Consider the following 23,318-nt stretch of genomic DNA (forward strand, 5'->3'; position numbering starts at 1 on the left):
GGTGTTCAGCTGTCGGACCACCCGTGTCCCGGGCCCTGCCCACCGCTTAAAATCTGCACGTCAGGGCCGCTCCGAAGGTGCAGCGCGCCCATCGCACAGCTGCACGAGGAGCCGCCCCTCATGGCCGAACACCCCGCCTACCCCGTAGGCCTCCGCCTCTCCGGCCGCCGCGTGGTCGTCCTCGGCGGCGGCCAGGTCGCCCAGCGCCGCCTCCCGGCGCTCATCGCGGCCGGCGCGGACATCGTCCTCGTCTCCCCGGACGCGACCCCCTCGGTCGACGCCATGGCGGACGCGGGGGAGATCACCTGGGTGCGGCGCGCGTACCAGGACGGCGACCTCGCCGAGGCCTGGTACGCCCTCATCGCCACCAGCGACCCCGAGGCCAACGCCGCCGCCTCCGCGGAGGCGGAGCGCCACCGTGTCTGGTGCGTCCGCTCCGACGACGCCGACCAGGCGACCGCCTGGACCCCGGCGACCGGCCACAGCGAGGGCGTCACCGTCGCCGTACTCACCACGCACGCGCGGGGCCGCGACCCCCGGCACACCGCCGCCATCCGGGACGCGGTCGTGGAGGGCCTGCGCGACGGCACCCTCGTCGCCCCGCACCACCGCACCCGCACCCCCGGCGTGGCCCTGGTCGGCGGCGGCCCCGGCGACCCCGACCTGATCACGGTCCGCGGCCGGCGCCTGCTCGCCGAGGCGGACGTCGTCATCGCCGACCGGCTCGGCCCGCGCGACCTGCTCGCCGAACTCCCGCCGCACGTCGAGGTGATCGACGCGGCGAAGATCCCCTACGGGCGCTACATGGCCCAGGAGGCCATCAACAACGCGCTCGTCGAGCACGCCAAGCAGGGCAAGGCGGTGGTCCGGCTCAAGGGCGGCGACCCGTTCGTGTTCGGCCGGGGCATGGAGGAGGTGCAGGCGCTCGCCGAGGCCGGCATCCCGTGCACGGTGGTGCCGGGCATCTCCAGCTCGATCTCGGTGCCGGGCGCGGCCGGCATCCCGGTCACGCACCGGGGCGTCGCCCACGAGTTCACGGTCGTGAGCGGCCATGTCGCCCCCGACGACGAGCGCTCGCTGGTCGACTGGCCGTCCCTGGCGAAGCTCACCGGCACCCTCGTGATCCTGATGGGCGTCGACAAGATCGGGAAGATCGCCGAGACGCTCGTCGCGCACGGGAAGTCGCCCGAAACGCCGGTCGCCCTGGTGCAGGAGGGGACGACGGCCGCCCAGCGGCGCGTGGACGCCACCCTGGACACGGTCGCCGAGACGGTACGGACCGAGGACGTGAAGCCCCCGGCGGTCATCGTGATCGGCGAGGTCGTCCGGGTCGGCCCCGAGACCTCGGCGTGAGACCGCGCACGAACCCCGCGTGACCACCGACGACCTTGGCTTGATCACGCGTAACCCGGGGTAACCCACCCCTTCCCAGCCGTTGGCACCGCACCCAGGACAAGGCAGTATCACCCTGTGGCCGATCTCATCACCGTCGAGGATCCCGACGACCCGCGCCTGACCGACTACACGGGCCTGACCGACGTCGAACTGCGCCGCAAGCGCGAGCCCGCCGAAGGCCTGTTCATCGCCGAGGGCGAGAAGGTCATCCGCCGGGCCAAGGAAGCCGGCTACGAGATGCGGTCGATGCTGCTCTCGGCCAAGTGGGTCGACGTCATGCGCGACGTCATCGACGAACTCCCGGCCCCGGTGTACGCCGTCAGCCCGGAACTCGCCGAACGCGTCACCGGCTACCACGTGCACCGCGGTGCCCTCGCCTCGATGCAGCGCAAGCCGCTGCCGACGGCCGGTGAGCTCCTGCAGACCGCCCGCCGGGTCGTGATCATGGAATCCGTCAACGATCACACGAACATCGGGGCCATATTCCGGTCGGCGGCCGCCCTCGGCATGGACGCGGTGCTGCTGTCGCCCGACTGCGCCGACCCGCTGTACCGACGCAGCGTCAAGGTGTCCATGGGCGCGGTGTTCTCGGTGCCGTACGCCCGCCTGGAGAGCTGGCCCAAGGGCCTGGACTCGGTCCGCGAGGCCGGCTTCACCCTGCTCGCGCTCACCCCGGACGAGAAGGCCCGCACCCTGGACGAGGCCGCCCCGCACAGGATGGACCGAGTGGCCCTGATGCTCGGTGCCGAGGGCGACGGACTGTCCACGCAGGCGCTGGTCGCGGCCGACGAGTGGGTCCGCATCCCGATGTCCCACGGCGTCGACTCCCTCAACGTCGGCGCGGCCGCGGCGGTCGCCTTCTACGCGGTGGCCACGGGCCGACCGGAAGCCTGACCGGGAGACCGGCGATCCGTGGTGCCCGGTCCCGGAGGTGACGGGCTGTCGACGCAGGCGCTGGTCGCGGCCGATGCACGTGTCGGCATCCCGATGTCCCACGGCGTCGGCTGGCCCGATGTCGGCGCGGCCGCGGCGGTCGCCTTCTATGCGTGGCCACGGACTGACCGGGAGCTCGGCCGGCCGGTGCGGCTCAGTTGCCGGCGTCGTGGCTCACTGCCGACCTGTGCTGGTCGGACATGACCTTGCCGTCGACCGACGGCGGGTAGCTCGGCTGCGCGTGCCGCTGCCGCCGGATCCCGCCGTCGTCCCCGAGCCCGCGTGCCGGACCCTGGCAGCCCTGGGCCACCGCGATACCGAGGGCGACCAGCAGCGTCACCACCACGAACACGAACAGCCGCTGACGCAGCAGCCGCGGATTGGCCGGCCGCCGGATCATCCGCGCCGGCCGCTGGCCCGGCCGCCCGGACCCGCCGCGTGGAGCGGGACGGCCGTTGCCGGAGCGCGGGCGCGGCGCCGGGGTCGGGCGTGCCGCACCCGGTCTGGCGGCACCGCCACCGCGCGGACCGCTGCCGCCGCGTGAGGCGACCCCGCCACGGGACGGCGCCTCACCCCGCGGGGCGCCCCGGCCCGGCACGTCACCGCGCGCGGCCGGGCCGCCGCGCGACGGCACACCGCCCCGGGCCGGCGTCCCACCGCGCGGCAGCGGCGTACCGGGAGAGGTGCGCCGCTGCGTCCGCTGATGTTCGGGGTAGGTGTCGACGAGCCGTCCGGTGGGCCGGTCGGCCTCGGCGGCACGCGGCGCGGGCGGCCGTACGCCGTCCAGGCCCTGCGCCTCCCGGGCGGCGATCTCCTTGAGCCGCAGCGACAGCTGGAGGGTGCTCGGCCGCTCCTCGGGGTCCTTCGCCAGGCAGGCCCGGATCAGCGGGGCCAGCGCGTCGGGTACGCCGTGCAGCTGAGGCTCCTCGTGCACCACCCGGTACAGCATCACCTCGGAACTGCCCTGCCCGAACGGCGAGTCGCCGGTCGAGGCGTACGCCAGGGTCGCGCCCAGGGAGAAGACGTCGGTGGCCGGGGTGACCGCGGCGCCGCGCACCTGCTCCGGGGCGAGGAAGCCGGGGGAGCCGACCGCGGTGCCCACGTGGGTGAGCGTGGAGGCGCCGGTGGCCCAGGCGATGCCGAAGTCGATGATCCGCGGCCCCTTGGGGGACAGCAGGATGTTGGAGGGCTTCAGGTCCCGGTGTACGACACCGGCCTCGTGCACGGCGACCAGCCCCTCGGACAGGGCCGCGCCGACCGCCGCGGTGTCCGCCGCGCTGAGCGCGCCCTCGTCGGCGACCTTGTCGTGCAGGGACGGTCCGGGCACGTACTGCGTGGCGAACCAGGGGCGCTCGGCCTCCAGGTCCGCGGCGACCAGCCGCGCCGTACAGCCACCGCGGATACGCCGGGCCGCCGACACCTCGCGCGCGAACCGCGACCGGAACTCCTGATCCTCCGCCAGATCGGGCCGGATCACCTTCAGGGCGACCCGCTGCCCCTTCTTGTCGGAGCCGAGATAGACCACGCCCATCCCGCCCGCGCCGAGCCGTCGGTGAAGCCTGAACGAGCCGACGACGCGCGGGTCCTCGCGCCTCAGGCGCATCATCGCCATGTTCATCCCCGCTGCCCGGTCCCTGTGACGTGGCACAGCTTACGTTTCCACGGCCGCCTGCGCGCAGAGGCCGCGCCCTCTCGGGCCGACGGATTGTGTGCGCCGTCCGGGGGAGGTGAGGCGCGGTCAGGAACCCTCGGTCCGCGGCGACTTCCGGTCACCGGTGCGGTCAACCGGCCAGTGACGCTGGGAGGTTGGGCTCACCGGGAGACCGGCCGGGCGGGGCCGTTCGCCCGTCGGCCGGCGGTCTGCGGCGGCCCGCGGCCCCGGCCGCCGCCCGGATCGCGATCCGCCTGCGGCCCCGCTCCCGGCCCCGCCCGCAGTGATCGAAGTCACTCGCTCCGCCCCCCTGGACGCTTCCGAAATGACCGGACAGAGCGGGCGGCCCCTCAGGGAAGACCCCTAGACCCGGGCCCGCGTCTCCACCCAGGGGAGTACTTCCCAGGTCATGGCTCATCCTCGGGGAGGCCCGGCAATCGGTACGAGGGCATGACGCCCGGTGTGCACCGCGCGCCTAGATTTGAGGTCAAGCGGCGGGTGCAGCACTCGTCCCCCGAGGTCAGACACCCGCCGCTGCCGACGACAACCGAACGGTCAGGAGAGGGACCATGGCCCACACGGCACCGCGACGCCCCGCGTTCGTCCCGCGCCGGACGGGACGTCGCCACCCCCTGGTGGCGACGCTCATGGCCCTTCCCCTGGCGGCCCTGCTCCTGCTCGTCTTCGACGGCTGGGAGACGGTGGCCACACAGGCGTCGTCCGTGGGTGCGATGCTGGGGCGCTGAGCGGCGACCCCAGGCCCGGAAGAGCGGTCCGGGCGGGGACATCCATCCATGAAACCCCGTGGGGACGGGGGTGCGGCGGACGGCACAAATGCCGGCGCAGCTGGGGAGCTGCGCCGGCATTAGCCGTTTCACCGCCGCGCACGCACTGGTGCGCCGTGCCGGGCCGTCCAGCGGATGCCCCGTCACCGCCCGCGCCCCGCCGGGCCGCGGTGCCGCCGGCCGTGCAGTGATGCCCCGCCGGCCGGCCCCGGTACCCTCGGCCGGACAGCCCACCCCGTCCGAGGCAGCCTTGACCGCAGACACCGGTACCGACACACCCGCCCCCTCCCTCATACCCGTACTGGCCGCCGAAGCCAGGGCCGCCGCACACCCCCGTACCCCCACCGCCCCCTGCACCTGCGGCAGCACCCCCCTCGCCGACCGCGCGGACGCCACCGTGGTCCGGCACGCCGGTACCGTCGCCAAGGCCCACGCCCCGGACACCGACCCCGCCGCGCTGGCGCTCCGCACGGCCACGGCCGCCCGCCTCCCCGACGTGCTCCTGCCCCCGCTCACCCCCGCCCCGGCAGCCCTGCACGGCCGCCTGGTGACCTTCTGGCCGTACGGCCTCCCCGTGGACCCGGACGACCCGGACGCCGCCCCCTGGGAGGCCGCCGCCGCCCTGCTGGCCCGGCTGCACCGCACCCCCGTCCCCGCCGGCCTGCCCCCGATGCGCGGCCCCGCGAAAGCCGCCCGCGCCCTCGGCCGGCTCCGCACCGCCCTCCGCGGCGCGCCCCACGCGGCGGCCCGCCCGGTGCTGGACGCCTGGGCCACCCTGCCCGCCTGGGCCCGGGCCGAGGCACCGATGCCCGGCCCGCCGGCCCTCTGCCACGGCGACCTGCACCTCGGCCAGCTCGTCCGGCACCCGGCGCCGGACGGCCCGTGGAAGCTGATCGACGTGGACGACCTCGGGGCCGGTGTCCCGGCCTGGGACCTCGCCCGCCCCGCCGCCTGGTACGCCTGCGGGCTCCTCCCGCCCGACGAGTGGACGCGGTTCCTGACCGCCTACCGGCAGGCTGGCGGCCCGGCCGTACCCGCCGGCGGCGATCCCTGGCCCGCCCTGGACGTCCCGGCCCGCGCGCTCACCGTGCAGACGGCCGCGCTGGCGGTCACCAAGGCGCTCGCCGCGAACCGCCCGCTGGACGAGGTGGAGCAGGCCGTGGTCGACGCCTGCGCACGGATGCCGTCCGTCCCGCACCAGGTCCCCCGCCCCCCTCGGCCCGCGCCCGGCTTCCCGGACTAGGCTGCAACCGCCCGGGGCCGGACGGAGTCTGTCCTGGGGAAACACGAAGCAGGACCGACCGGCGAGGAGTTGAGCCGACCATGCAGTGTCCGAAGTGCCATGCGCCGATGCACACCTACAACCGCAACGGCGTCCAGATCGAGCAGTGCAGCGGCTGCCGCGGCATCTTCCTCGACTACGGCGAGCTGGAGGCGCTGACCCGCCTGGAGTCCCAGTGGTCGCAGCCGGCGCCGCCGCCCCCGCCCGCGGCCCCGCAGGCCTACCCGGCCCCGTCCGCGCCCGCCTGGGGCGCCCCGCACGGCGGCCACGGCGGCCACGGTCACTACGGCCACCAGCGCCACAAGAGCTTCGGCCACATGCTCTTCTCCAGCTGAGCCCACGAAGAAGCCCCCGGCCGTACGAGACGACCGGGGGCTTCTTGTTGTGTGGACGATACTGGGATTGAACCAGTGACCTCTTCCGTGTCAGGGAAGCGCTCTCCCGCTGAGCTAATCGTCCGCGGTCTGTGACCCGCAGGTCACGGACAGTGCGCGATACTGGGATTGAACCAGTGACCTCTTCCGTGTCAGGGAAGCGCTCTCCCGCTGAGCTAATCGCGCGGGGGATCTACGAGGAGATCCAGGATCCGAAGATCCAGTGGACGATACTGGGATTGAACCAGTGACCTCTTCCGTGTCAGGGAAGCGCTCTCCCGCTGAGCTAATCGTCCTTGGAGGTGGAGACGGGATTTGAACCCGTGTAGACGGCTTTGCAGGCCGTTGCCTCGCCTCTCGGCCACTCCACCAGGAGTGTAGGGGATCGGGATGACCCCTTCTTCCTCGAGCGGACGACGAGGCTCGAACTCGCGACCTCAACCTTGGCAAGGTTGCGCTCTACCAACTGAGCTACGTCCGCCTGTCGTTTCGGTCCGCTTCCGCGTCCCGGCGACGTGTTGAACTCTAGCGGATTCCCGGGCCAGCACAAAAACGCGTTTGCGCAGCGTGCTGCGGTGCACCCGGCGGACCCGGTGGTCGGGGCCCGCTCCGGGACATCCCGGAGCCACCTCCCGGACACCCGCCCTAGACTCGACCACGTGCTCCACCACCCTCCTCTCGCCCGCTTCGGCGACCGCGTCGCCACCGGTCTCCTCGACGTCACCAGTGATCCGGCCGCCCTGGACTCGACCGGCTTCTGGGCCGTCTGCGCGGACTTCGAGGGCCGGCTGACCTGCGCCCGCTTCGCGGACGTACGCGAGGAGCCGGTGCCCGCGCCGGTGCCCGGCGCCTGGCGGGGCCCGGAGCCGGAGGACTGGACCTCCTCCCTGGACCGCGCCGCGTACACCGCGGCCGTCCGCCGCATCCGCGAGCACATCGCGGCCGGCGAGGTCTACCAGGCCAACCTCTGCCGGGTGCTGAGCGCGCCCGTCACCCCCGGCGCCGACGTGGACGCCCTCACCGCCCTGCTGGCCCGCGGCAACCCGGCCCCGTACGCAGGAACGATCCGGCTGCCGGAGCACGGCGTGGAGATCGCCACCGCCTCGCCCGAGCTGTTCCTGCGCCGGGACGGCCGTACCGTCGAGTCGGGGCCGATCAAGGGCACCGGGCGCACCGAGGCGGACCTCCTGGAGAAGGACTACGCCGAGAACGTGATGATCGTGGACCTGGTCCGCAACGACATCGGCCGCGTCTGCGCGACCGGCAGCGTGACCGTCCCCGACCTGTGCGCCGTGGAGAAGCACCCGGGGCTCGTCCATCTCGTCTCCACCGTCCGCGGCGAGCTGCGGGCGGACGCCGGCTGGCCGGAGCTGCTGGCCGCGGCCTTCCCGCCGGGCTCGGTCACCGGCGCCCCCAAGACCAGCGCCCTCACGATCATCGAGGCGCTGGAGACGGCACCGCGCGGCCCGTACTGCGGCGGCATCGGCTGGGTCGACGCGGACCGGGGCACCGCCGAGCTGGCCGTGGGCATCCGCACCTTCTGGATCGACCGCGCCGCGGGCGCCCTGCGCTTCGGCACCGGCGCCGGCATCACCTGGGGGTCCGACCCCGAGGGGGAGTGGCGCGAGACGGAGCTGAAGGCGTCCCGGCTGCTCGCGGTAGCGTCGGGAGCGTACGCGGCGACCGAGGGGGCGCTCACATGAGGATCTGGCTGGACGGCGAGCTGCGGGACCTGCAATCGGCCCGGGTCTCCGCCCTCGACCACGGACTGACCGTCGGCGACGGCGTCTTCGAGACCGTCAAGGCGGTCGACGGCGCGCCGTTCGCGCTCACCCGGCACCTCGACCGGCTGACCCGCTCGGCCCGCGGTCTCGGCCTGCCCGACCCCGACCACGACGAGGTGCGCCGCGCCTGTACGGCCGTCCTGGCGGCCGACCCGGTGCCGCTGGGCCGGCTGCGGATCACCTACACCGGCGGCCACGGCCCGCTCGGCACCGGCCGCGGCGAGCACGGCCCCACCCTCATGGTCGCCGTCGGCGGGACCACCCGCCGCCCGGACTCCACCGCGGTGATCACGGTCCCGTGGACCCGCAACGAACGCGGCGCCCTCGCCGGCGTCAAGACCACCTCGTACGCCGAGAACATCGTCGCCCTCGCCCGCGCCCACCAGAACGGCGCCTCCGAGGCGCTGTTCGGCAACACGGTCGGGCAGCTCTGCGAGGGCACCGGGTCGAACGTCTTCGTCGTCCTGGACGGCGAGATCCACACCCCGCCCGTCGTCTCCGGCTGCCTGCCCGGCGTCACCCGGGCCCTGGTGATCGAGTGGACGGGCGCCAAGGAGACCGACCTGCCGCTGGACGTCCTCCAGCGCGCCGACGAGATCTTCCTGACCTCCACCCTGCGGGACGTCCAGGCCGTGCACCAGGCCGACGACCGTGAACTGCCCGGCGCCCCGGGCCCGGTGACGGCCGAGGCCATGCGGATCTTCGACGAGCGCTCCGGGCAGGACCTCGACCCCTGAGCCGGAAAACAGGCTGACGCGGGCGCCCGCCATGGGTAGAACACCTGTGATGACCACGACCCTGCGGCCGGCCGAGCCGCTCCAGCAGCACCCCGACGGAACCCGTTCCCGCCGCTACGCGGTCTGCGTGAACAGCCGTCCCGTCGGCGAGGTGCACCTCGGCACCTCCCCGTCCCTCGGCGACTCGGTGGCCCGGGTCATCGACCTCACGATCGCCGAGCCGGACCGGCGGCGCGGCCGGGGCACCGTCGCCGCGCTCGCCGCGGAGGAGGTGGCCCGCGGCTGGGGCTGCGTCCAGATGGAGACCGTGGTGCCCGCCGCCGCGGTCGCCGCGCTGCGCCTGTTCGGCGCCCTCGGCTACACCCCGCGCAACCGCGGCATGGAGAAACGCCTCGACGGCACGCCGCCCGCGCTGCCGCCGGACAGTCGGGCGCGGCCCATGACCGCGGCCGAGTTCGACACCTGGCAGGAGAAGGAGAGCGAGCGGTACGCGCGCTCGTGGGTCGAGCGGGGCCTGTCCGAGCCCGCGGCCCGTGCCAAGGCCCGCAACGACCACGCCCGGCTGCTGCCGGACGGGCTCGCCACGGACGGCATGCTCTTCAGCGTGCTGGAGCACGCGGGCGGCCGGGTGGGCACCCTGTGGCTGGCCCTGGAGGAGACCAGGGCGTACGTCTTCGACGTGGAGACGGACGCGGCCCACCGGGGCCGCGGGCACGGCCGCACGCTCATGCTGCTGGCGGAACGCCAGGCGATCGAGGCCGGCCGCCCGGTCCTCGGCCTGAACGTGTTCGCGGGCAACACCCCGGCCGAGCGGCTCTACAGCTCACTCGGGTACGAGACGGTGACCCACTCGCTGACCAAGCCGCTGCTGTGAGGGAAACCGGCCGGGCGTCCTCAGGCCTCCCGGCCGGCCAGCAGCCGGTCCGCGATCTCCTCGATGCGTGCGCGCAGCCCCTCCTGGCTCTTGCCGCCGTCGAGACGCTCGCCCCCGATGACGTACGTCGGGGTGCCCGTCACCCCGATCGCCTTGCCCTCGGCCTGGTCGGCGTCCACGATCAGGATGTGCCGGCCGTCGATCAGCGCGGTGTCGAACTCCTCGGCGTCCAGGCCCAGTTCCCGGGCCACCTCGACCAGGAAGGGTTCGCCCGCCCGGTCCAGCTCCGCGACCCGCTCCAGCACGGCCTCCACGTACGGCCAGCCCTTGCCCTGCTCCAGCGCCTCCTCGGCGGCCTGGGCGGCGGCGAAGGCGTGCTTGTGCTTCTCCAGCGGGAAGTGCCGCAGCCGCAGCTCGAGCCGGTCGCCGTAGCGGGCGCGCAGGGCGCGGACGTCGTCCAGGGCGGTGCGGCAGTCGGGGCACTGCAGTTCGCACCAGACGTCGAGGACGAGGGCATCGGTGCGCGCGGGCAAGGTGTCGCTCATGCCTCCCAGTCTTCCAGGCCGGACGCGGTCGGACCCAATCGGGATCTCGGGGGCGTCGGACCCCGCGGGCGGGTGGAGAGGACCCGGAGGCGTCCCGGAGATGTCCCTGATGTCCGGCCGGATCATGGCATCGCGGGGCGTCGGCGGTGCACGATGGAAGCGACGAGATCGAGCCCGCCCGCCAGGAGGACCGGATGATTGCCGAGACAGTCTGCTCCGCCGTGTCCGCGGCGGGCCTGGGTATCGCGGTGGTGACGGCCTACCGCAGGCGTTTCCTGGCGGCGGCCCGCCTCGCGGCCTACTCGCTGGTGCCGGTCGGACTGGTGATGACCGGGGTCGTGGGCTGGCTCGCCGACACCGCCCTGAGCCCCGTCGCCTGGGCGGGCTTCGGTGTGCTGGCCGCGGCCTGGCTGCTGTTCGCCGGTACGCGTGCCGTGGAACGCCGGCGCGCCGGCACCGGCGCGGAGCGCAAGGCGGCCGGGCGGGACGCGGTGGCGCCCGCCGCCTCGGCCCCGTCCCTCGGCGGGAAGGCCCGGCCCGCGACGGGTCCCGCCGCCGCCCCGGGGACCGCCTCGTCGCGGGGCGCCGAGCCGTCCGAGGACTTCAGCGACATCGAGGCCATCCTCAAGAAGCACGGCATATGACAGTCACATGACTGGCTGAAACGACACAGTGCGTCCGTGGGCGTCCGGAATCGTTCACCACCCGGACGAGACCTCACGGTATTCGGCGAACTAGCGCAAGATCCCTGTGCGTTGATCGCGGGAGGCCGCCGGGTGCGTCATGATCTGCGACGAGATGCTGGACACGTCACAGAGCGAGGCCGCGCCGCCGAAGGACGAGCCGCGCGGGTGCCTCTTCGCCCTTTCCCAGCCACCGCTGATGATCTTCCTGGCGGTGATCGGGTGCCTGCTCCTCATGGCTGCGCTGCACGACCTGCTGTTGCTGTGAGCCGTACACGTCCGTCCCGGCGCCACCCGCCGGGACCGACGTCGCACCGGAACGAGCGCCGTCGCACCGGACGAGCGCCGTATCTCCGGGACGAGCGCTGTACGCCTCAGCCCGCCGCTTCCTTGCGCCGGGCGCGGTACGCGGCGACGTGCAGCCGGTTCCCGCAGGTGCGGCTGTCGCAGTAGCGGCGCGAGCGGTTGCGGGACAGGTCCACGAAGGCGCGCCGGCAGTCCGGGGCCTCGCAGCGCCGCAGCCGTTCCTGCTCGCCGGCCACCACGAAGAAGGCGAGCGCCATCCCGCAGTCGGCGGCGAGGTGGTCGGCCACCGAGGCGCCCGGCGCGAAGTAGTGCACATGCCAGTCGTAGCCGTCGTGGTCCGTCAGGCGGGGCGTGGTGCCCGCCGCGGCGACCAGCTCGTTGATCATCATCGCTGCGGACCGGGCGTCCGGGGCCGCGAAGATCGCCGCGAACCGTCCCCGCACCCGGCGCACGGCCGAGAGATCGAACTCCGACAGCACACCGACGTCGCTCATCTTGTGGTTTCGCACGAAATCCGCGAGAGCCGGGACATCGGACAGTCCGTCCGCCTCCGCGTCGTCCTCCGGCGCGGTGTTCACCAGATCCACCACGGTGTCGAGGGCGCACCGGGTGTCGTGGGTGATCAGCACAGTTCGCTCCCTGGCCTGGGGGGTCGGGCGGGCGCCCGCCGATGCTGGCCGATGGTAGCGACAACCGCGCCCACCGCACCCGTCGACGACCGACCTCGCTTGCCGAGAGAACGCCACCGAACCGCCGACGGTTCCCGTTCCCCCGCCCTGAATCCACCCGGCGCCCCGCCCGGGCGCCGCGCCGGACGCTCCCTGGCCCACCCGCCGCTCGCGTACCGCAGGGCGCCGGCTGCGGTGCCGCCAGGCGGCCGGTGACTCGCAGCGGCGGACGCGGTGCGTGACGGGCTGACTGCGCCCAGCACCCGGCCGCTCGGACTCAGGGCTCACGCTCACCTGGAAACCATCACGGCGAGCCGGTCACCCAGAGCATCCGACCGCCCGGCCGACCGCACCGGCCGGGTAGCCGACCGTCACTCACCGCAGCCGGACCGCACAGCTCGACGCCGTCACCGTGAGCACTCACGGTGACGGCGTCGGCCTGTGCCGTAGGCGGTTGTCTTGGCCCGAGCCGTCTCCCCGAGTGGACGGCGCCGGGCTGCTTCGAAGGGCGGCGACCTAGCTCTCCGCCAGGATGTGCGAGAGCTCCTGATCCAGATCGAAGTGCCGGTGTTCCGTGCCGGGCGGCACGGCGGCGTCGGTTCGCTTCAGGAAGGACTCCAGGGCCCGCGCCGGGGCCTCGAGCAGCGCCTCCCCCTCCGGGGAGCTGAGGGCGATGCACACGACGCCCTGACCATGACTGCGGGATGGCCAGACGCGGACGTCGCCGGTGCCGGTGGGCCGGTGAAGCCCCTCGGCCAGGAGGTCGCGGGCGAACACCCACTCGACGGTCTCTTCGGCTCCGGTGTGGAAGGTGGCGTGCACGGCGTAGGGGTCGGCCGTGTCGTACCGCAGGCCTGCGGGGACAGGCAGGGAGGACTCGCTCGACACAACGAGGCGCAGGTGCAGCTCGCAGCTGACCGTGGTGTTCATAAGCGCCAGGGCCTTTCGCTCAGTGTGCGCTCGGGGATTCGCACGTCGGCGAAATCGACATGCCACCTACGGTGCCGTTGTAAACCCCTCTGAGGGTTTTGCGTGTCTTTACGTAACTCTTCCGGCCGAGAACTCGTACCAGTCCTGCCGCCATTCCGGTGACTGGATTCACTCCGGTAGGGTTTGTCTGTATGAATACGGGGAGTGACGAGCCGGGCGAGGTCGCCGTGGCAGCGGACAAGGCATGGACGGACGGGACCGAGGCCGGTCCCGAGACCGAGCGCGGGCTCGGTTCGCGGGCGCCGGAATTCATCAAGGCCCGCCGGCTCCTGCATCTGAGCTGGCAGGTCGGGGTCTTCGTGGTCGGCCTCGCGGTGGTCGGCGCGGGCATCGTCATGCTGCCCCTGCCCGGACCCGGCTGGGTGGTGATCTTCGGCGGTATGGCGATCTGGGCGACCGAGTTCGTCTGGGCCCAGCTCGTGCTCCGCTGGACCAAACGCAAGGTCACCGAAGCGGCCCAGCGGGCCCTCGACCCCAGGGTGCGCCGCCGCAACATCACGCTGACCGTGATCGGGCTGGTGATCATCGGCGTCCTGGTCGGGATCTACCTGTGGAAGTTCGGCCTCGTCATGCCCTGGAAGATCAAGGACCAGTGACACGGCCCGCGGGGGCCGGGGGCACACGCCGCCCGGCCCTGGTCGGAAGCACCCCCTGACTTGGGGTAATGTTCTTCCTGCGCCCGGGCGATTAGCTCAGTGGGAGAGCGCTTCGTTCACACCGAAGAGGTCACTGGTTCGAACCCAGTATCGCCCACCCGGACCGACGGCCCATCTGCGACCAGCAGGTGGGCCGTCGTCGTGTACGCGCCCCTTCGACGGCGGGTGCGGAGGCCCGGCCGGCCGGCTTCACGCCCCGTCATCCCCGTCATCGGGACCGCCTCCCTTTTGCCGAACCGGCAACAACCCTGGTGCCCCTTGGCCCGCCCGCCGGATCATCGTTCCGCGGCCCCGGCGCGTCCCTCCCGCACCGAGCCCCACCAGCGGTTCCACCCCCGGATCCCCATCATCGGGTCCTGCCCTCAAGGACCAGCGGGCCGCCGCCAAGGCCCACACGCTCAGGGGCCGGCCCCAGCAGGCGCCCCAGGAACGAACCCGCACGGCACCGGAAGCCACCCGCGCACACCTCCGACCACCCACCCGTAGGCTCCCCGACCGCCCACCCGTACGCCCCCGACCCCCACGCGCCACGCCCCCAACCGCCCATCCGTCCCGGCGCAGCCCTCACCTCACCGCCAGGACCCCACGCGCCCCCCGGCTCCTCCTGGCCCACCCCAGCTCCTCCTGGGCCCACCCCGGCCTTCCGCGACCGACCAGGCGCCCTGTCGCCCGAGACGGACCGCCACCGCACCGGGCCCCTGCCACCGGCCCGACCAGGCGCCACCATGAGCCCGCGACCATCGAGGCCGGCGCGAAGACGCCGAGCATGACCGGGAACGACCGGCGCCGGCCGATCGGGACCGAGGCGGTCCGGCCGCCGGGGAGGAGCAGGCCCGGCCTGGCCCAGGATGCCGCCCCCGCCCCTGCCATCCACCCCGGCCCCGCCCCTGCCACCCCGCTCCCGGCCACTGCCACCAGCCCCTGTCATTCCGCTGTCGGCCACTGCCGACGGCCCGTGCCACCCCCGGCCCCACCAGCCACAGCCTTTAGGAGCCCCCATGCCACCCACCGCCACCCCAGACCCCACCCCCGGCTCCCGCCCGCCCTCGAACCCCGCCCCCAACCTCCTCCCGTCCTCAGACCCCGCCCCCGGCCTCCTCCCGCCCTCCAACCCCACCCCCGATCTCCACCCCACCCCGGACGCCCTCCCCGACCCCCACCCGACCTCAGTCCGCACCCCCACCCTCACGCCCGACACCCCCCACCCCACCGCCGATCCCCTCACCCACCACCTCCTCCCCACCCCGGCCGGCCGCACCCACGCCGTGCGGCAGGGTCGCCGGGGCCCCCTCGTGCTGCTGCTGCACGGGTTCCCGGAGTCCTGGTACTCCTGGCGGCACCAGATGCCGGTGCTGGCCGCCGCCGGTTACCGCGTGGTGGCGATCGACGTACGGGGCTACGGGCGGTCGTCCAAGCCGGCGTCCGTGGAGGCGTACCGGATGCTCGACCTGGTCGCGGACAACGTCGCCGTCGTGGAGGCGCTGGGCGAGCGTTCCGCGGTGCTCGTCGGCCACGACTGGGGCGCGACCATCGCCGCTGTGTCCGCCCTGACCAGGCCGGACGTGTTCCGAGCGGTAGGCCTGCTGGGCGTGCCGTACAGCCCGCCCGGGGGCCCGCGGCCCAGCGAGGTCTTCGCGGCGATGGCGGGGGACGGAAGCGGCGAGGAGTTCTACGTGTCGTACTTCCAGCAGCCGGGCCGGGCGGAGGCCGAGATCGAGCCGGACGTGCGCGGCTGGCTCGCCGGCTTCTACGCGGCCCTGTCCGCCGACACCATGCCCGCGCCGGGCGCTCCCGACCCGCACGTCGTCGGCGCCGGCGGCACTCTGCGCGAGCGTTTTCCCGCCGGTGTGCTGCCGTCGTGGCTGGGGGAGCGGGACCTCGACGTCTGCGCCGGGGAGTTCGAGCGGACCGGGATGACGGGGGCCCTGAACCGGTACCGGAACATTGACCGGGACTGGGCGGACCTGGCCGCGTACGCGGGCGCCCCGATCACGCAGCCCTCGCTGTTCCTCGGGGGCGCGCGGGACGCCTCCCTCTCCTGGCTGGCCGACGCCGTGAAGGCCTTTCCGGACACCCTGCCCGGCCTGCGCGGCTCGCACGTCCTGGACGGTTGCGGGCACTTCGTCCAGCAGGAACGCCCGGACGAGACCAACCGGATCCTGCTCGACTGGCTTGCGTCGCTGCCGGTGTGACGCCTTGTTCGGCCCGTCGGTCACGTTCCCTCCCACCAGAGGGAACGGCCGGCGGGCCGGCGCGTCGGCCGGGCCGCCCGCAAGAAAATCCTGTCCGAATCATTGACGCACCCCGGACCCCTCCGTAGCTTGTGCCAGCAAGCGCTTACTTGAAACGATTCATGCAGCGCGGCGACGATGCTGCGGGGAGGGTCCGACTGTGGGAACCAGGAACCTTGACAGGCGTACGATCCTGAAGGCTGCGGGGGCTTCGGCGGCCACGCTCGGGCTCGCCGCGACGACCGGCTGTGGGGATGAAAGCGGTTCCGGGGAAGGGACGGTGACGATCCGTTACTCGTGGTGGGGTGCCGAGGAGCGGGCCAAGAAGATCAACCAGTCCATCGCGCTCTTCGAGGAGAAGTTCCCGAAGACCAAGGTCAAAACGGACTTCCAGACGTACCAGTCCTTCTGGGAGAAGTTCCAGACGCAGGCCGCCGGCGGAAATCCCCCGGACGTTTTCCAAAACGCCGTCACTTTCCTTAGGAAATACGACAAGCGCGGAATTCTCCTCGACCTGAGGTCACAGGTGCAGGCCGGAAATCTGAGCCTGGACCACTTCCGTGCGGGCGTCACGAAGGTCGGCGAGGTCGACGGCAAGCAGCTCGGCGTTCCCGTCGGCTCCAACACCATGGCGCTCGTCATCGACAAGAAGGTCTTCCGGAAGGCGGGCGTCGAGCCGCAGCCGGGCTGGACCTGGGACGAGTACTTCAAGGCCCTGAAGACCATCCACGACAGGACGGAGGTCCCCGGGGACACCGGCTACTTCGCCATCATGTACCTGTACGACCTCTACCTCCGGCAGAACGGCAAGGCGTTCTTCACCGACGACGGACTCGGCTTCGACCAGGCCGACCTGACGGAGTGGTGGACCGACGGCTACCACCGCGTCAAGGCCGGCATCGTCACCGACCCGAAGGTCGTCTCGCAGGACCAGCCCAAGTCCTCCCTCTCGGCCGGGCACGGCGCCTCGGAGTTCACCTGGGACAACTTCACGGTCCGCTACTCGGCCGAGGGCAGCAGCGAGTACGGCCTCGCACCGATCCCCACCACCGACGGCAAGCAGACCGGACAGTACCTCGCCTCCCTGATGCTGAGCGCCTCCGCCAGCACCGCACACCCGAAGGAGGTCGCCCAGTTCATCGACTTCATGGTCCACGACCCCCGGGTCGGCAAGATCATGGGCTACGACCGGGGCATCCTCGCCAGCACTGAGCAGTACGGGGCCTACGAGCCGACCGACGGGATCAACAAGGAGATCGCGCAGTACGAGGAGGACACGGCCAAGTCCGGCGTCCTCGGCACGATCACCCCGCACCCCTCCGGCGCCGACACCGTCGAGGCCGCCTTCCTGCGTCTCGGCGGTGACCTCGGACAGGGCAAGACCAAGGTCGCGGACGCGGTGAAGCAGTTCTTCACCGAGGCCGAGAGCGCCTTCCAGGCCTGAGGGGAACCGCCGTGACGCTCGTCAAGGACTCCGTGCCCGCGACCCGCACCGCCCGCTCGGCCGCCACCGGGAGGACGGGGCGGCCGGGCCGGCGCCGGGAGAACCTCGCCGGCTACCTCTTCATGTCCCCGTGGGTCGCCGGCTTCCTGCTGCTGACCGCGGGCCCGATGATGGCCTCGCTGTACTTCGCGTTCACCGACTACAACCTCTTCACCGCCCCGAAGTGGGTCGGGTTCGACAACTTCACCCGGATGTTCGACGACCCGCGCTGGCAGAAGTCGGTGGAGGTGACCGCCAAGTACGTCGTCATCGGCACCCCGCTGAAACTGCTGCTCGCGCTGGGCGTCGCCCTGCTCCTCGCGCAGCACCGCCGCGGCCAGGCCTTCTACCGGGCCGCCTTCTACGCCCCCTCGCTCATCGGGGCGAGCGTCTCGGTCGGCTTCGTCTGGCGGTCGCTGTTCTCCGACGGCGCCGTCGTGGACCGTACGCAGAGCCTCCTCGGCTTCCACGTCGGCGGCTGGGTCGGCAACGCCGACTGGGTGCTGTACTGCCTGGTCGCGCTGACCGTCTGGCAGTTCGGCGCGCCCATGGTCATCTTCCTGGCCGGACTCAAGCAGGTGCCCAGGGAGCTGTACGAGGCGGCCGAGATGGACGGCGCCGGCCCCTTCCGCAGGTTCTGGAACATCACCCTGCCGATCATCTCCCCGGTGCTCTTCTTCAACGTGCTGCTGGAGACCATCCACTCCTTCCAGATCTTCGGCTCGGCCTACGTCGTCTCCAACACCTACTGCGGACCGGCCGACGCCACGCTCGTCTACACCTGCTACCTCTACCAGCAGGGCTTCAGGAACTCCCAGATGGGCTTCGCCTCCGCCATGGCCTGGATGCTCCTGCTCGCCGTGGCCCTGGTGACGGCCGTCCTCTTCTGGTCCCAGAAGAAGTGGGTGCACTACGCGGAGGACGCCCGATGAGCGCGACCACCACCAAACCCCTCGGCGGCGGACTCGCCCGCAGGCGCACCGGCTCGCTCGGCTGGCACCTCGGCGCCCTGCTGATCCTGGCCGTCATCCTCTACCCGGTCGTCTGGGTGATCGGTGCCTCGTTCAAGCCGAGCAAGGACATCATCAACAGCCTCACGCTGGTCCCGTCCCACCCGATCCTGTCCAACTTCGGGGGACTCGCCGACGGCATCGCGGACATCTCGATCCGGACGTTCTTCCAGAACTCGCTCGTCTACGCGGTCGGGGCGGTCGTCGGCGTCCTGGTCTCCTGCTCGCTCACCGCGTACGCCTTCGCGCGCATCCGGTTCGCCGGGCGCAACCTGCTGTTCTCCTTGATGATCGGCACGCTCCTGCTGCCGTACCACGTGCTGCTGATCCCGCAGTACGTGATGTTCCAGAAGCTGGGGCTGGTCAACACCTACGTGCCGCTGCTGCTCGGCAAGTACCTCGCCACCGAGGCGTTCTTCGTCTTCCTCATGGTGCAGTTCATGCGGAACCTGCCCCGCGAACTGGACGAGGCGGCCCGGCTCGACGGCTGCGGGCACCTGCGCATCTACTGGTCGATCGTGCTGCCGCTGTGCCGGCCCGCGCTCATCACCAGCGCCATCTTCACCTTCATCAACGCCTGGAACGACTTCATGGGCCCGCTGATCTACCTCAACGAGCCCGGCAAGTACACCGTCTCCCTGGGCCTGATGATGTTCCGCGACTCCGACGGCGTGGCCGCCAACTACGGCGGCATGATCGCCATGTCGCTCGTCGCGCTGCTGCCCGTGCTGCTGTTCTTCCTCGCCTTCCAGCGCTATCTCATCGACGGCATGGCGACCTCCGGACTGAAGGGCTGAAGCATGTCCCCAGCACGGGTGAGGCAGCGCCGGGAACCGCTGTTCGCCGAGCGGTTCGGCGTCTTCGCCGAGTGCCTGCTGACCGGGGTGTGGATCGCGGTCGCCTCCCTCGGCGTCGTCACCTGTCCGGCCGCGTTCGCCGCCGGCGCCCGGCACCTGCGCCGGCGCACGGCCCACCGGGGCGGCGGCCGGCGGGAGTTCACCGCCGACTTCCGCTCCGCGCTGCGCGGGGGGTGGGCGGTCGGCGTCGCCGGGTGGATCGCCGTGCTGCTCGCCTGGGTGGACGTCCAGGCCGTGCGGGCCGGGCTGCCCGGCGGTCCGCTGGTCGGGGCCGTGGGACTGTTCGCGCTGATCGGGCTCGCCGTGGCCGGACTGCGGGCGGCGGCGGTCTGGGCGCCGGGGGAGCGCTGGCGGGTGCTGCTCGCCGGGGCGGGCCGCCGTACCGTCCAGGACCCCGCCGGATCCCTCCTGCTCGTCGGCGGAGCCGTGCTGACCTGCTGTTCCGCCCTCCTCATCGCTCCGCTCGCGGTCCCCGTGCTGGGGGCCGTGGCCGCGGCGGCCGTCGCCGTCGAGGAGCGGTACCGGCGCCGCTGAACCGGCGGCGCCCCCTCACGCGAGGCCGGCGCCGCCCCGAGCGCCGTACCGCTCTCTGTCATGCCCCTGATCAGCACCCGTTCGGAAGGAAGGCCGCACCTCTCATGTCTCCCATCCCCCGCAGGTCCCTCCTCAAGGCCGCCGCCGTCGCCGGAGCCGCCGCCCGGTTCAGCTGGGCCCTGGGCACCGGGAGCGCCGAGGCCGCCCCCGGCTCCACCACCGACGGCGCCGACACCGTGACCCTGGACTGGCTGGAGGACGGCGGCCTCGGCGCCGCCCCCGGGTCCACCGTCGGCGTGCCTTGGCCGATGGGCACCCACCAGGAGAACCAGACCTTCGCCCTCACGGACGCCGACGGCCAGGCCGTCCCCGTCCAGACCTGGCCGCTCGCCTACTGGCCCGACGGCTCCCTCAAGTGGACCGCACACGCCGTCGGTTCGGGCAGCGGGAAGCTCACGCTCACGGCGGGCACACCCACCGAGCCCGCCAGGAAGGTGACCGTCGACCGCAGCGGCGGCACCATCGACGTCTCCACCGGCGTCATCACCGTGAAGATCGCCAAGAACGGGTCCACGCTGATCAGGTCCATCACCCGCGGCTCGACCGAGATCGCCAGGAACGGCAGGCTCGTCCTCATCCGGCAGCCCGAGATCGAGGACGGGGACCAGGGCACCGTGAAGACCGAGCGGTTCGACGGCGCCGTCTCCGAGGTCACCGTCGAACAGGACGGACCGGTCCGGGCCGTCGTCCGCATCGACGGCAAGCACCGCGAGGGCGACCGCGGCCGGCTGCCGTTCTCCCTCCGCCTGTACGTCTACGCCGGCGCCGACTCCTTCCGTATGGTGCACACCATCACCTACGACGGCACGCAGGAACCGGGCAAGGCCTCCGGCGACTTCATCCGCGGCCTCGGCGTCCGCTTCGGCGTGCCGCTGCGCGACGCGGCCTACGACCGGCACATCCGCCTCGGCGGCGAGGGCACCGGGCTGCTCCGCGAGGCCGTCCAGGGCATCACCGGACTGCGCCGCGACCCGGGCGCGGCCGTCCAGGCCGCCCAGTACGAGGGCAGGAAGCTGCCCGACCCGGCCACCTGGGACCAGCGGGTCACCACCCGCCTCCCGTACATCCCCCACTGGGGCGACCACACCCTCGCCCAGCTCTCCGCCGACGGCTTCACCGTCCGCAAGCGCACCAGGAAGGGTCACGGCTGGATCGCCGCCGGCGGCGGCCGGCGGGCCTCCGGTTTCGGCTACGTCGGCGGTGCGAGCGGCGGCCTCTCCTTCGGCCTGCGCGACTTCTGGGAGAAGTTCCCCGCCCAGCTCGACGTCCGCGACGCCCACACCGACGAGGCCACCGTCACCCTCTGGCTCTGGTCGCCCGAGGCCCAGCCCATGGACCTGCGCTTCTACCACGACGGCATGGGCCAGGACACCTACGCCGAACAGCTCGAAGGCCTCAACATCACCTACGAGGACTACGAGCCCGGGTTCGGCACCCCGTACGGGATCGCCCGTACCTCCGAACTCCTCTTCTGGGCCAACGACTCCACCCCCGCCGCCGACACCCTCGCCCGGCAGGCCGAGGCCCTACGCGTCCTGCCCCAGCTCGCCGCCCCGCCGGCGCAGCTCATCAAGGCCAAGGTCTTCGGCCCCGGCCTGTACTCCGAACCCGACCGCTCCACCCCGGCCAAGGCGAAGATCGAGGACCACCTCGACTTCCTCTTCACCTACTACAAGGACCAGGTGGAGATGCGCCGCTGGTACGGCTTCTGGGACTACGGCGACATCATGCACACCTACGACTCCGCCCGACACGTGTGGCGGTACGACATCGGCGGCTACGCCTGGGACAACTCCGAGCTCTCGCCCGACCTGTGGCTCTGGTACGCGTACCTCAGAAGCGGCCGGTCCGACATCTTCCGCTTCGCCGAGGTGATGACCCGGCACACCGGCGAGGTCGACGTCTACCACCTCGGGAAGTGGGCGGGCCTCGGCACCCGGCACGGCGTGCAGCACTTCGCCGACAGCGCCAAGCAGCAGCGCATCGCCAACACGACGTACCGGCGCTTCTACTACTTCCTCACCGCCGACGAACGCGTCGGCGACCTCATGCACGCCAACGTCGACTCCGACGAGACCTTCCTCGTCCTCGACCCGCAGCGCAAGGTCCGCACCGATCCCTACACGCCCGACCGGCACGCCCTGTCCATCGGCTTCGGCACGGACTGGAGCGGCCTGGTGTCGGCCTGGCTGACCGAGTGGGAACGCAAGGGCCCGAAGTGGGAGAAGGCCAGGGCGCGCGTGCTGTCCACCATGGAGGGCATCGCCGCCCAGCCCAACGGCTTCGTCCAGGGCAGCGGGCTGTACGACCTCGACACCGGGAAGTTCGCCGTCGCCGACAAGCCGGCCGTGTCCGTCTCCCACCTCTCCGCGGTCTTCGGCCTCAACGAACTGTGCGCCGAACTGATCCACCTCGTCGACATGCCCGCGTTCAAGGAGGCCTACCTGGACTACTGCCGCTACTTCAACGCCACCAAGGCGGAACAGGCGGCACGCTACGGCTCCCACTTCGGCACCCTGCTGCTCTTCCAGGGCCACTCGCGCCTGGACGCCTACGCCGCCGTGCAGACCGGGGACGCCGCGCTCGCCGAGCGGGCCTGGGCCAGGTTCTACGGCTCCGACGGCTACACCGAGTCCTCCCCGTGGAAGACCGAGAAGCTGACCGGACCGGCCACGCTGGTCGCCGGCAGCGAGGCGGCCTGGGTGTCCACCAACGACACCGCCCTCTACGGCCTCGCCGCCATCGAGAACCTGGCCCTGCTCGGCGACAGGATGCCGGCCTGACCGGGACTGGGGGAGCGCCGTCGCACGGGCGGCGGCGCTCGCGCCCCCAGTGTGACGCCGGCCACGGCCCACCGCATGAGTACCCGTACTCAGATTTATGCACCGGTTCGCGCCACACTCGTGCCATGGACTGGAACCACTACCGCTTCCGCAGCCTGTGGCCCCTGCCCGCCCCGCCGGCCGCCGTCTACGCGGCCCTGGAGCGGGCCGAGGACTACCCCCGCTGGTGGCCGCAGGTACGGGCGGTGGCCCGCCGGGACGACGGCACCGGCGTGATCACCATCCGGTCCGCGCTGCCGTACAGCCTCACCTCCACCGTGCGGGAGACCCGCCGGGACCCGGCCGCCGGCGTCCTGGAGGTCACCCTGTCCGGCGACCTCGACGGCTGGGCCCGCTGGACGGTCACCCCCGGCGGCCCCGGCACGCTCGCCCGGTACGACCAGGACGTCCGCGTATGCAAGCCCCTGCTCAGGCGGCTCGCCGTACCCGGACGGCCGCTCTTCCGCCTCAACCACCGCCTGATGATGCGGGCCGGCCGGCGCGGACTGCGGCGCCGGCTGGAAGCGGTTTGAAGGAACCCTGCCGGGGCCTGTATTGTTCAGTGCGTTCCCGGGCGATTAGCTCAGTGGGAGAGCGCTTCGTTCACACCGAAGAGGTCACTGGTTCGAACCCAGTATCGCCCACCGGGAAAGGCCGG

Annotated in this window: 22 protein-coding genes, 7 tRNA genes and 1 pseudogene; 21 read left to right on the top strand and 9 right to left on the bottom strand. The window is 72.5% G+C overall.

What is annotated here, in order from left to right:
* Positions 1 to 120 precede the first annotated feature (120 nt).
* From cobA to ABZ923_RS07410, 3 genes and pseudogenes are all read left to right on the top strand, one after another.
* Positions 121 to 1,353 (top strand): uroporphyrinogen-III C-methyltransferase, encoded by a 1,233-nt coding sequence (gene cobA, locus ABZ923_RS07400; protein WP_361467952.1) that lies wholly within the window; start codon positions 121 to 123, stop codon positions 1,351 to 1,353.
* 117 nt (positions 1,354 to 1,470) lie between these two features.
* Complete coding sequence (locus ABZ923_RS07405; RefSeq protein ID WP_361467954.1) at positions 1,471 to 2,289, top strand: RNA methyltransferase; 819 nt, start codon at positions 1,471 to 1,473, stop codon at positions 2,287 to 2,289.
* Between the two features lie 6 nt (positions 2,290 to 2,295).
* Positions 2,296 to 2,442: pseudogene (locus ABZ923_RS07410) on the top strand (rRNA methyltransferase); the annotation flags it as partial.
* A gap of 40 nt (positions 2,443 to 2,482) precedes the next feature.
* On the opposite strand, the gene ABZ923_RS07415 reads toward ABZ923_RS07410, so the two are convergent.
* The gene (locus ABZ923_RS07415; protein ID WP_361467957.1) at positions 2,483 to 3,946 is read right to left on the bottom strand and encodes a protein kinase; all 1,464 of its coding nucleotides are present in this window, start codon (positions 3,944 to 3,946) and stop codon (positions 2,483 to 2,485) included.
* Between the two features lie 602 nt (positions 3,947 to 4,548).
* Here ABZ923_RS07415 and ABZ923_RS07420 point away from each other — a divergent pair.
* The 3 genes from ABZ923_RS07420 to ABZ923_RS07430 all read left to right on the top strand — a co-directional run bounded on the left by ABZ923_RS07420 (position 4,549) and on the right by ABZ923_RS07430 (position 6,381).
* On the top strand, positions 4,549 to 4,725 hold the full coding sequence (locus ABZ923_RS07420) for a hypothetical protein (protein ID WP_361467959.1): 177 nt from the start codon (positions 4,549 to 4,551) through the stop codon (positions 4,723 to 4,725).
* 289 nt (positions 4,726 to 5,014) lie between these two features.
* Positions 5,015 to 6,007 carry an aminoglycoside phosphotransferase family protein gene (locus tag ABZ923_RS07425; protein ID WP_361467961.1) on the top strand — a complete coding sequence of 331 codons (993 nt, stop codon included), beginning with the start codon at positions 5,015 to 5,017 and terminating at the stop codon, positions 6,005 to 6,007.
* An 80-nt stretch (positions 6,008 to 6,087) separates the two neighbouring features.
* Entirely contained in the window at positions 6,088 to 6,381 is a 294-nt protein-coding gene (locus ABZ923_RS07430; RefSeq protein WP_361467964.1) for a zf-TFIIB domain-containing protein, read from the top strand.
* A gap of 52 nt (positions 6,382 to 6,433) precedes the next feature.
* Here ABZ923_RS07430 and ABZ923_RS07435 read toward each other — a convergent pair.
* The 5 genes from ABZ923_RS07435 to ABZ923_RS07455 form a co-directional block, all read right to left on the bottom strand.
* A tRNA-Val gene (locus tag ABZ923_RS07435) sits at positions 6,434 to 6,505 on the bottom strand.
* A 29-nt stretch (positions 6,506 to 6,534) separates the two neighbouring features.
* Positions 6,535 to 6,606: transfer RNA gene (locus ABZ923_RS07440), tRNA-Val, on the bottom strand.
* A 38-nt stretch (positions 6,607 to 6,644) separates the two neighbouring features.
* Positions 6,645 to 6,716, bottom strand: a tRNA-Val gene (locus tag ABZ923_RS07445).
* A 1-nt stretch (position 6,717) separates the two neighbouring features.
* Positions 6,718 to 6,791 (bottom strand) — tRNA-Cys (locus tag ABZ923_RS07450).
* A 37-nt stretch (positions 6,792 to 6,828) separates the two neighbouring features.
* Positions 6,829 to 6,901 (bottom strand) — tRNA-Gly (locus ABZ923_RS07455).
* A 178-nt stretch (positions 6,902 to 7,079) separates the two neighbouring features.
* On the opposite strand from ABZ923_RS07455, the gene ABZ923_RS07460 reads away from it, so the two are divergent.
* From ABZ923_RS07460 to ABZ923_RS07470, 3 genes are read left to right on the top strand one after another with little or no spacing between them, the layout of a single operon-like run.
* On the top strand, positions 7,080 to 8,123 hold the full coding sequence (locus ABZ923_RS07460; RefSeq protein WP_361467966.1) for a chorismate-binding protein: 1,044 nt from the start codon (positions 7,080 to 7,082) through the stop codon (positions 8,121 to 8,123).
* Positions 8,120 to 8,941 (top strand): aminodeoxychorismate lyase, encoded by an 822-nt coding sequence (locus tag ABZ923_RS07465; RefSeq protein ID WP_361467969.1) that lies wholly within the window; start codon positions 8,120 to 8,122, stop codon positions 8,939 to 8,941. Before ABZ923_RS07460 ends, ABZ923_RS07465 begins: the two co-directional genes overlap by 4 nt.
* Positions 8,942 to 8,990: 49 nt before the next feature.
* Entirely contained in the window at positions 8,991 to 9,815 is an 825-nt protein-coding gene (locus ABZ923_RS07470; protein ID WP_361467972.1) for a GNAT family N-acetyltransferase, read from the top strand.
* 20 nt (positions 9,816 to 9,835) lie between these two features.
* On the opposite strand, the gene ABZ923_RS07475 is transcribed toward ABZ923_RS07470, so the two are convergent.
* Entirely contained in the window at positions 9,836 to 10,360 is a 525-nt protein-coding gene (locus ABZ923_RS07475) for a DsbA family protein (RefSeq protein ID WP_361467973.1), read from the bottom strand.
* A 194-nt stretch (positions 10,361 to 10,554) separates the two neighbouring features.
* Between ABZ923_RS07475 and ABZ923_RS07480 the strand changes: the two genes are divergently transcribed.
* Together ABZ923_RS07480 and ABZ923_RS07485 are read left to right on the top strand one after the other, a co-directional pair.
* Positions 10,555 to 11,004, top strand: coding sequence for a hypothetical protein (locus tag ABZ923_RS07480; protein ID WP_361467976.1), 450 nt, complete (start codon positions 10,555 to 10,557; stop codon positions 11,002 to 11,004).
* A 139-nt stretch (positions 11,005 to 11,143) separates the two neighbouring features.
* Positions 11,144 to 11,311, top strand: coding sequence for a hypothetical protein (locus tag ABZ923_RS07485; RefSeq protein ID WP_361468006.1), 168 nt, complete (start codon positions 11,144 to 11,146; stop codon positions 11,309 to 11,311).
* 106 nt (positions 11,312 to 11,417) lie between these two features.
* Here the strand turns inward: ABZ923_RS07485 and ABZ923_RS07490 are convergent, their stop codons facing one another.
* Both ABZ923_RS07490 and ABZ923_RS07495 read right to left on the bottom strand, forming a co-directional pair.
* The gene (locus tag ABZ923_RS07490) at positions 11,418 to 11,978 is read right to left on the bottom strand and encodes a CGNR zinc finger domain-containing protein (RefSeq protein WP_361467978.1); all 561 of its coding nucleotides are present in this window, start codon (positions 11,976 to 11,978) and stop codon (positions 11,418 to 11,420) included.
* Positions 11,979 to 12,533: 555 nt separating this feature from the next.
* Positions 12,534 to 12,947 carry an SsgA family sporulation/cell division regulator gene (locus tag ABZ923_RS07495; RefSeq protein ID WP_004002642.1) on the bottom strand — a complete coding sequence of 138 codons (414 nt, stop codon included), beginning with the start codon at positions 12,945 to 12,947 and terminating at the stop codon, positions 12,534 to 12,536.
* Between the two features lie 191 nt (positions 12,948 to 13,138).
* Here ABZ923_RS07495 and ABZ923_RS07500 point away from each other — a divergent pair, with 191 nt between their 5' ends.
* From ABZ923_RS07500 to ABZ923_RS07545, 10 genes are all read left to right on the top strand, one after another.
* Entirely contained in the window at positions 13,139 to 13,603 is a 465-nt protein-coding gene (locus ABZ923_RS07500) for a TIGR02611 family protein (RefSeq protein ID WP_361467981.1), read from the top strand.
* 85 nt (positions 13,604 to 13,688) lie between these two features.
* Positions 13,689 to 13,760: transfer RNA gene (locus ABZ923_RS07505), tRNA-Val, on the top strand.
* A 901-nt stretch (positions 13,761 to 14,661) separates the two neighbouring features.
* On the top strand, positions 14,662 to 15,855 hold the full coding sequence (locus ABZ923_RS07510; RefSeq protein WP_361467984.1) for an alpha/beta fold hydrolase: 1,194 nt from the start codon (positions 14,662 to 14,664) through the stop codon (positions 15,853 to 15,855).
* A 199-nt stretch (positions 15,856 to 16,054) separates the two neighbouring features.
* On the top strand, positions 16,055 to 17,338 hold the full coding sequence (locus ABZ923_RS07515; protein WP_361467986.1) for a substrate-binding domain-containing protein: 1,284 nt from the start codon (positions 16,055 to 16,057) through the stop codon (positions 17,336 to 17,338).
* Between the two features lie 11 nt (positions 17,339 to 17,349).
* Positions 17,350 to 18,309, top strand: a complete 960-nt coding sequence (locus ABZ923_RS07520; RefSeq protein ID WP_361467989.1) for a sugar ABC transporter permease — start codon at positions 17,350 to 17,352, stop codon at positions 18,307 to 18,309.
* Positions 18,306 to 19,184: a carbohydrate ABC transporter permease gene (locus ABZ923_RS07525; RefSeq protein ID WP_361467992.1), complete on the top strand. Its 879-nt coding sequence runs from the start codon at positions 18,306 to 18,308 to the stop codon at positions 19,182 to 19,184. Before ABZ923_RS07520 ends, ABZ923_RS07525 begins: the two co-directional genes overlap by 4 nt.
* 3 nt (positions 19,185 to 19,187) lie before the next feature.
* Positions 19,188 to 19,778 carry a hypothetical protein gene (locus tag ABZ923_RS07530; protein WP_361467994.1) on the top strand — a complete coding sequence of 197 codons (591 nt, stop codon included), beginning with the start codon at positions 19,188 to 19,190 and terminating at the stop codon, positions 19,776 to 19,778.
* A 104-nt stretch (positions 19,779 to 19,882) separates the two neighbouring features.
* Positions 19,883 to 22,621, top strand: coding sequence for a Tat pathway signal sequence domain protein (locus ABZ923_RS07535; RefSeq protein ID WP_361467996.1), 2,739 nt, complete (start codon positions 19,883 to 19,885; stop codon positions 22,619 to 22,621).
* A gap of 125 nt (positions 22,622 to 22,746) precedes the next feature.
* Positions 22,747 to 23,193 carry an SRPBCC family protein gene (locus ABZ923_RS07540; RefSeq protein ID WP_361467997.1) on the top strand — a complete coding sequence of 149 codons (447 nt, stop codon included), beginning with the start codon at positions 22,747 to 22,749 and terminating at the stop codon, positions 23,191 to 23,193.
* A 39-nt stretch (positions 23,194 to 23,232) separates the two neighbouring features.
* Positions 23,233 to 23,304 (top strand) — tRNA-Val (locus tag ABZ923_RS07545).
* Positions 23,305 to 23,318: the final 14 nt, after the last annotated feature.

This window comes from Streptomyces sp. NPDC046881, from assembly GCF_040645015.1.
Lineage (GTDB): Bacteria > Actinomycetota > Actinomycetes > Streptomycetales > Streptomycetaceae > Streptomyces.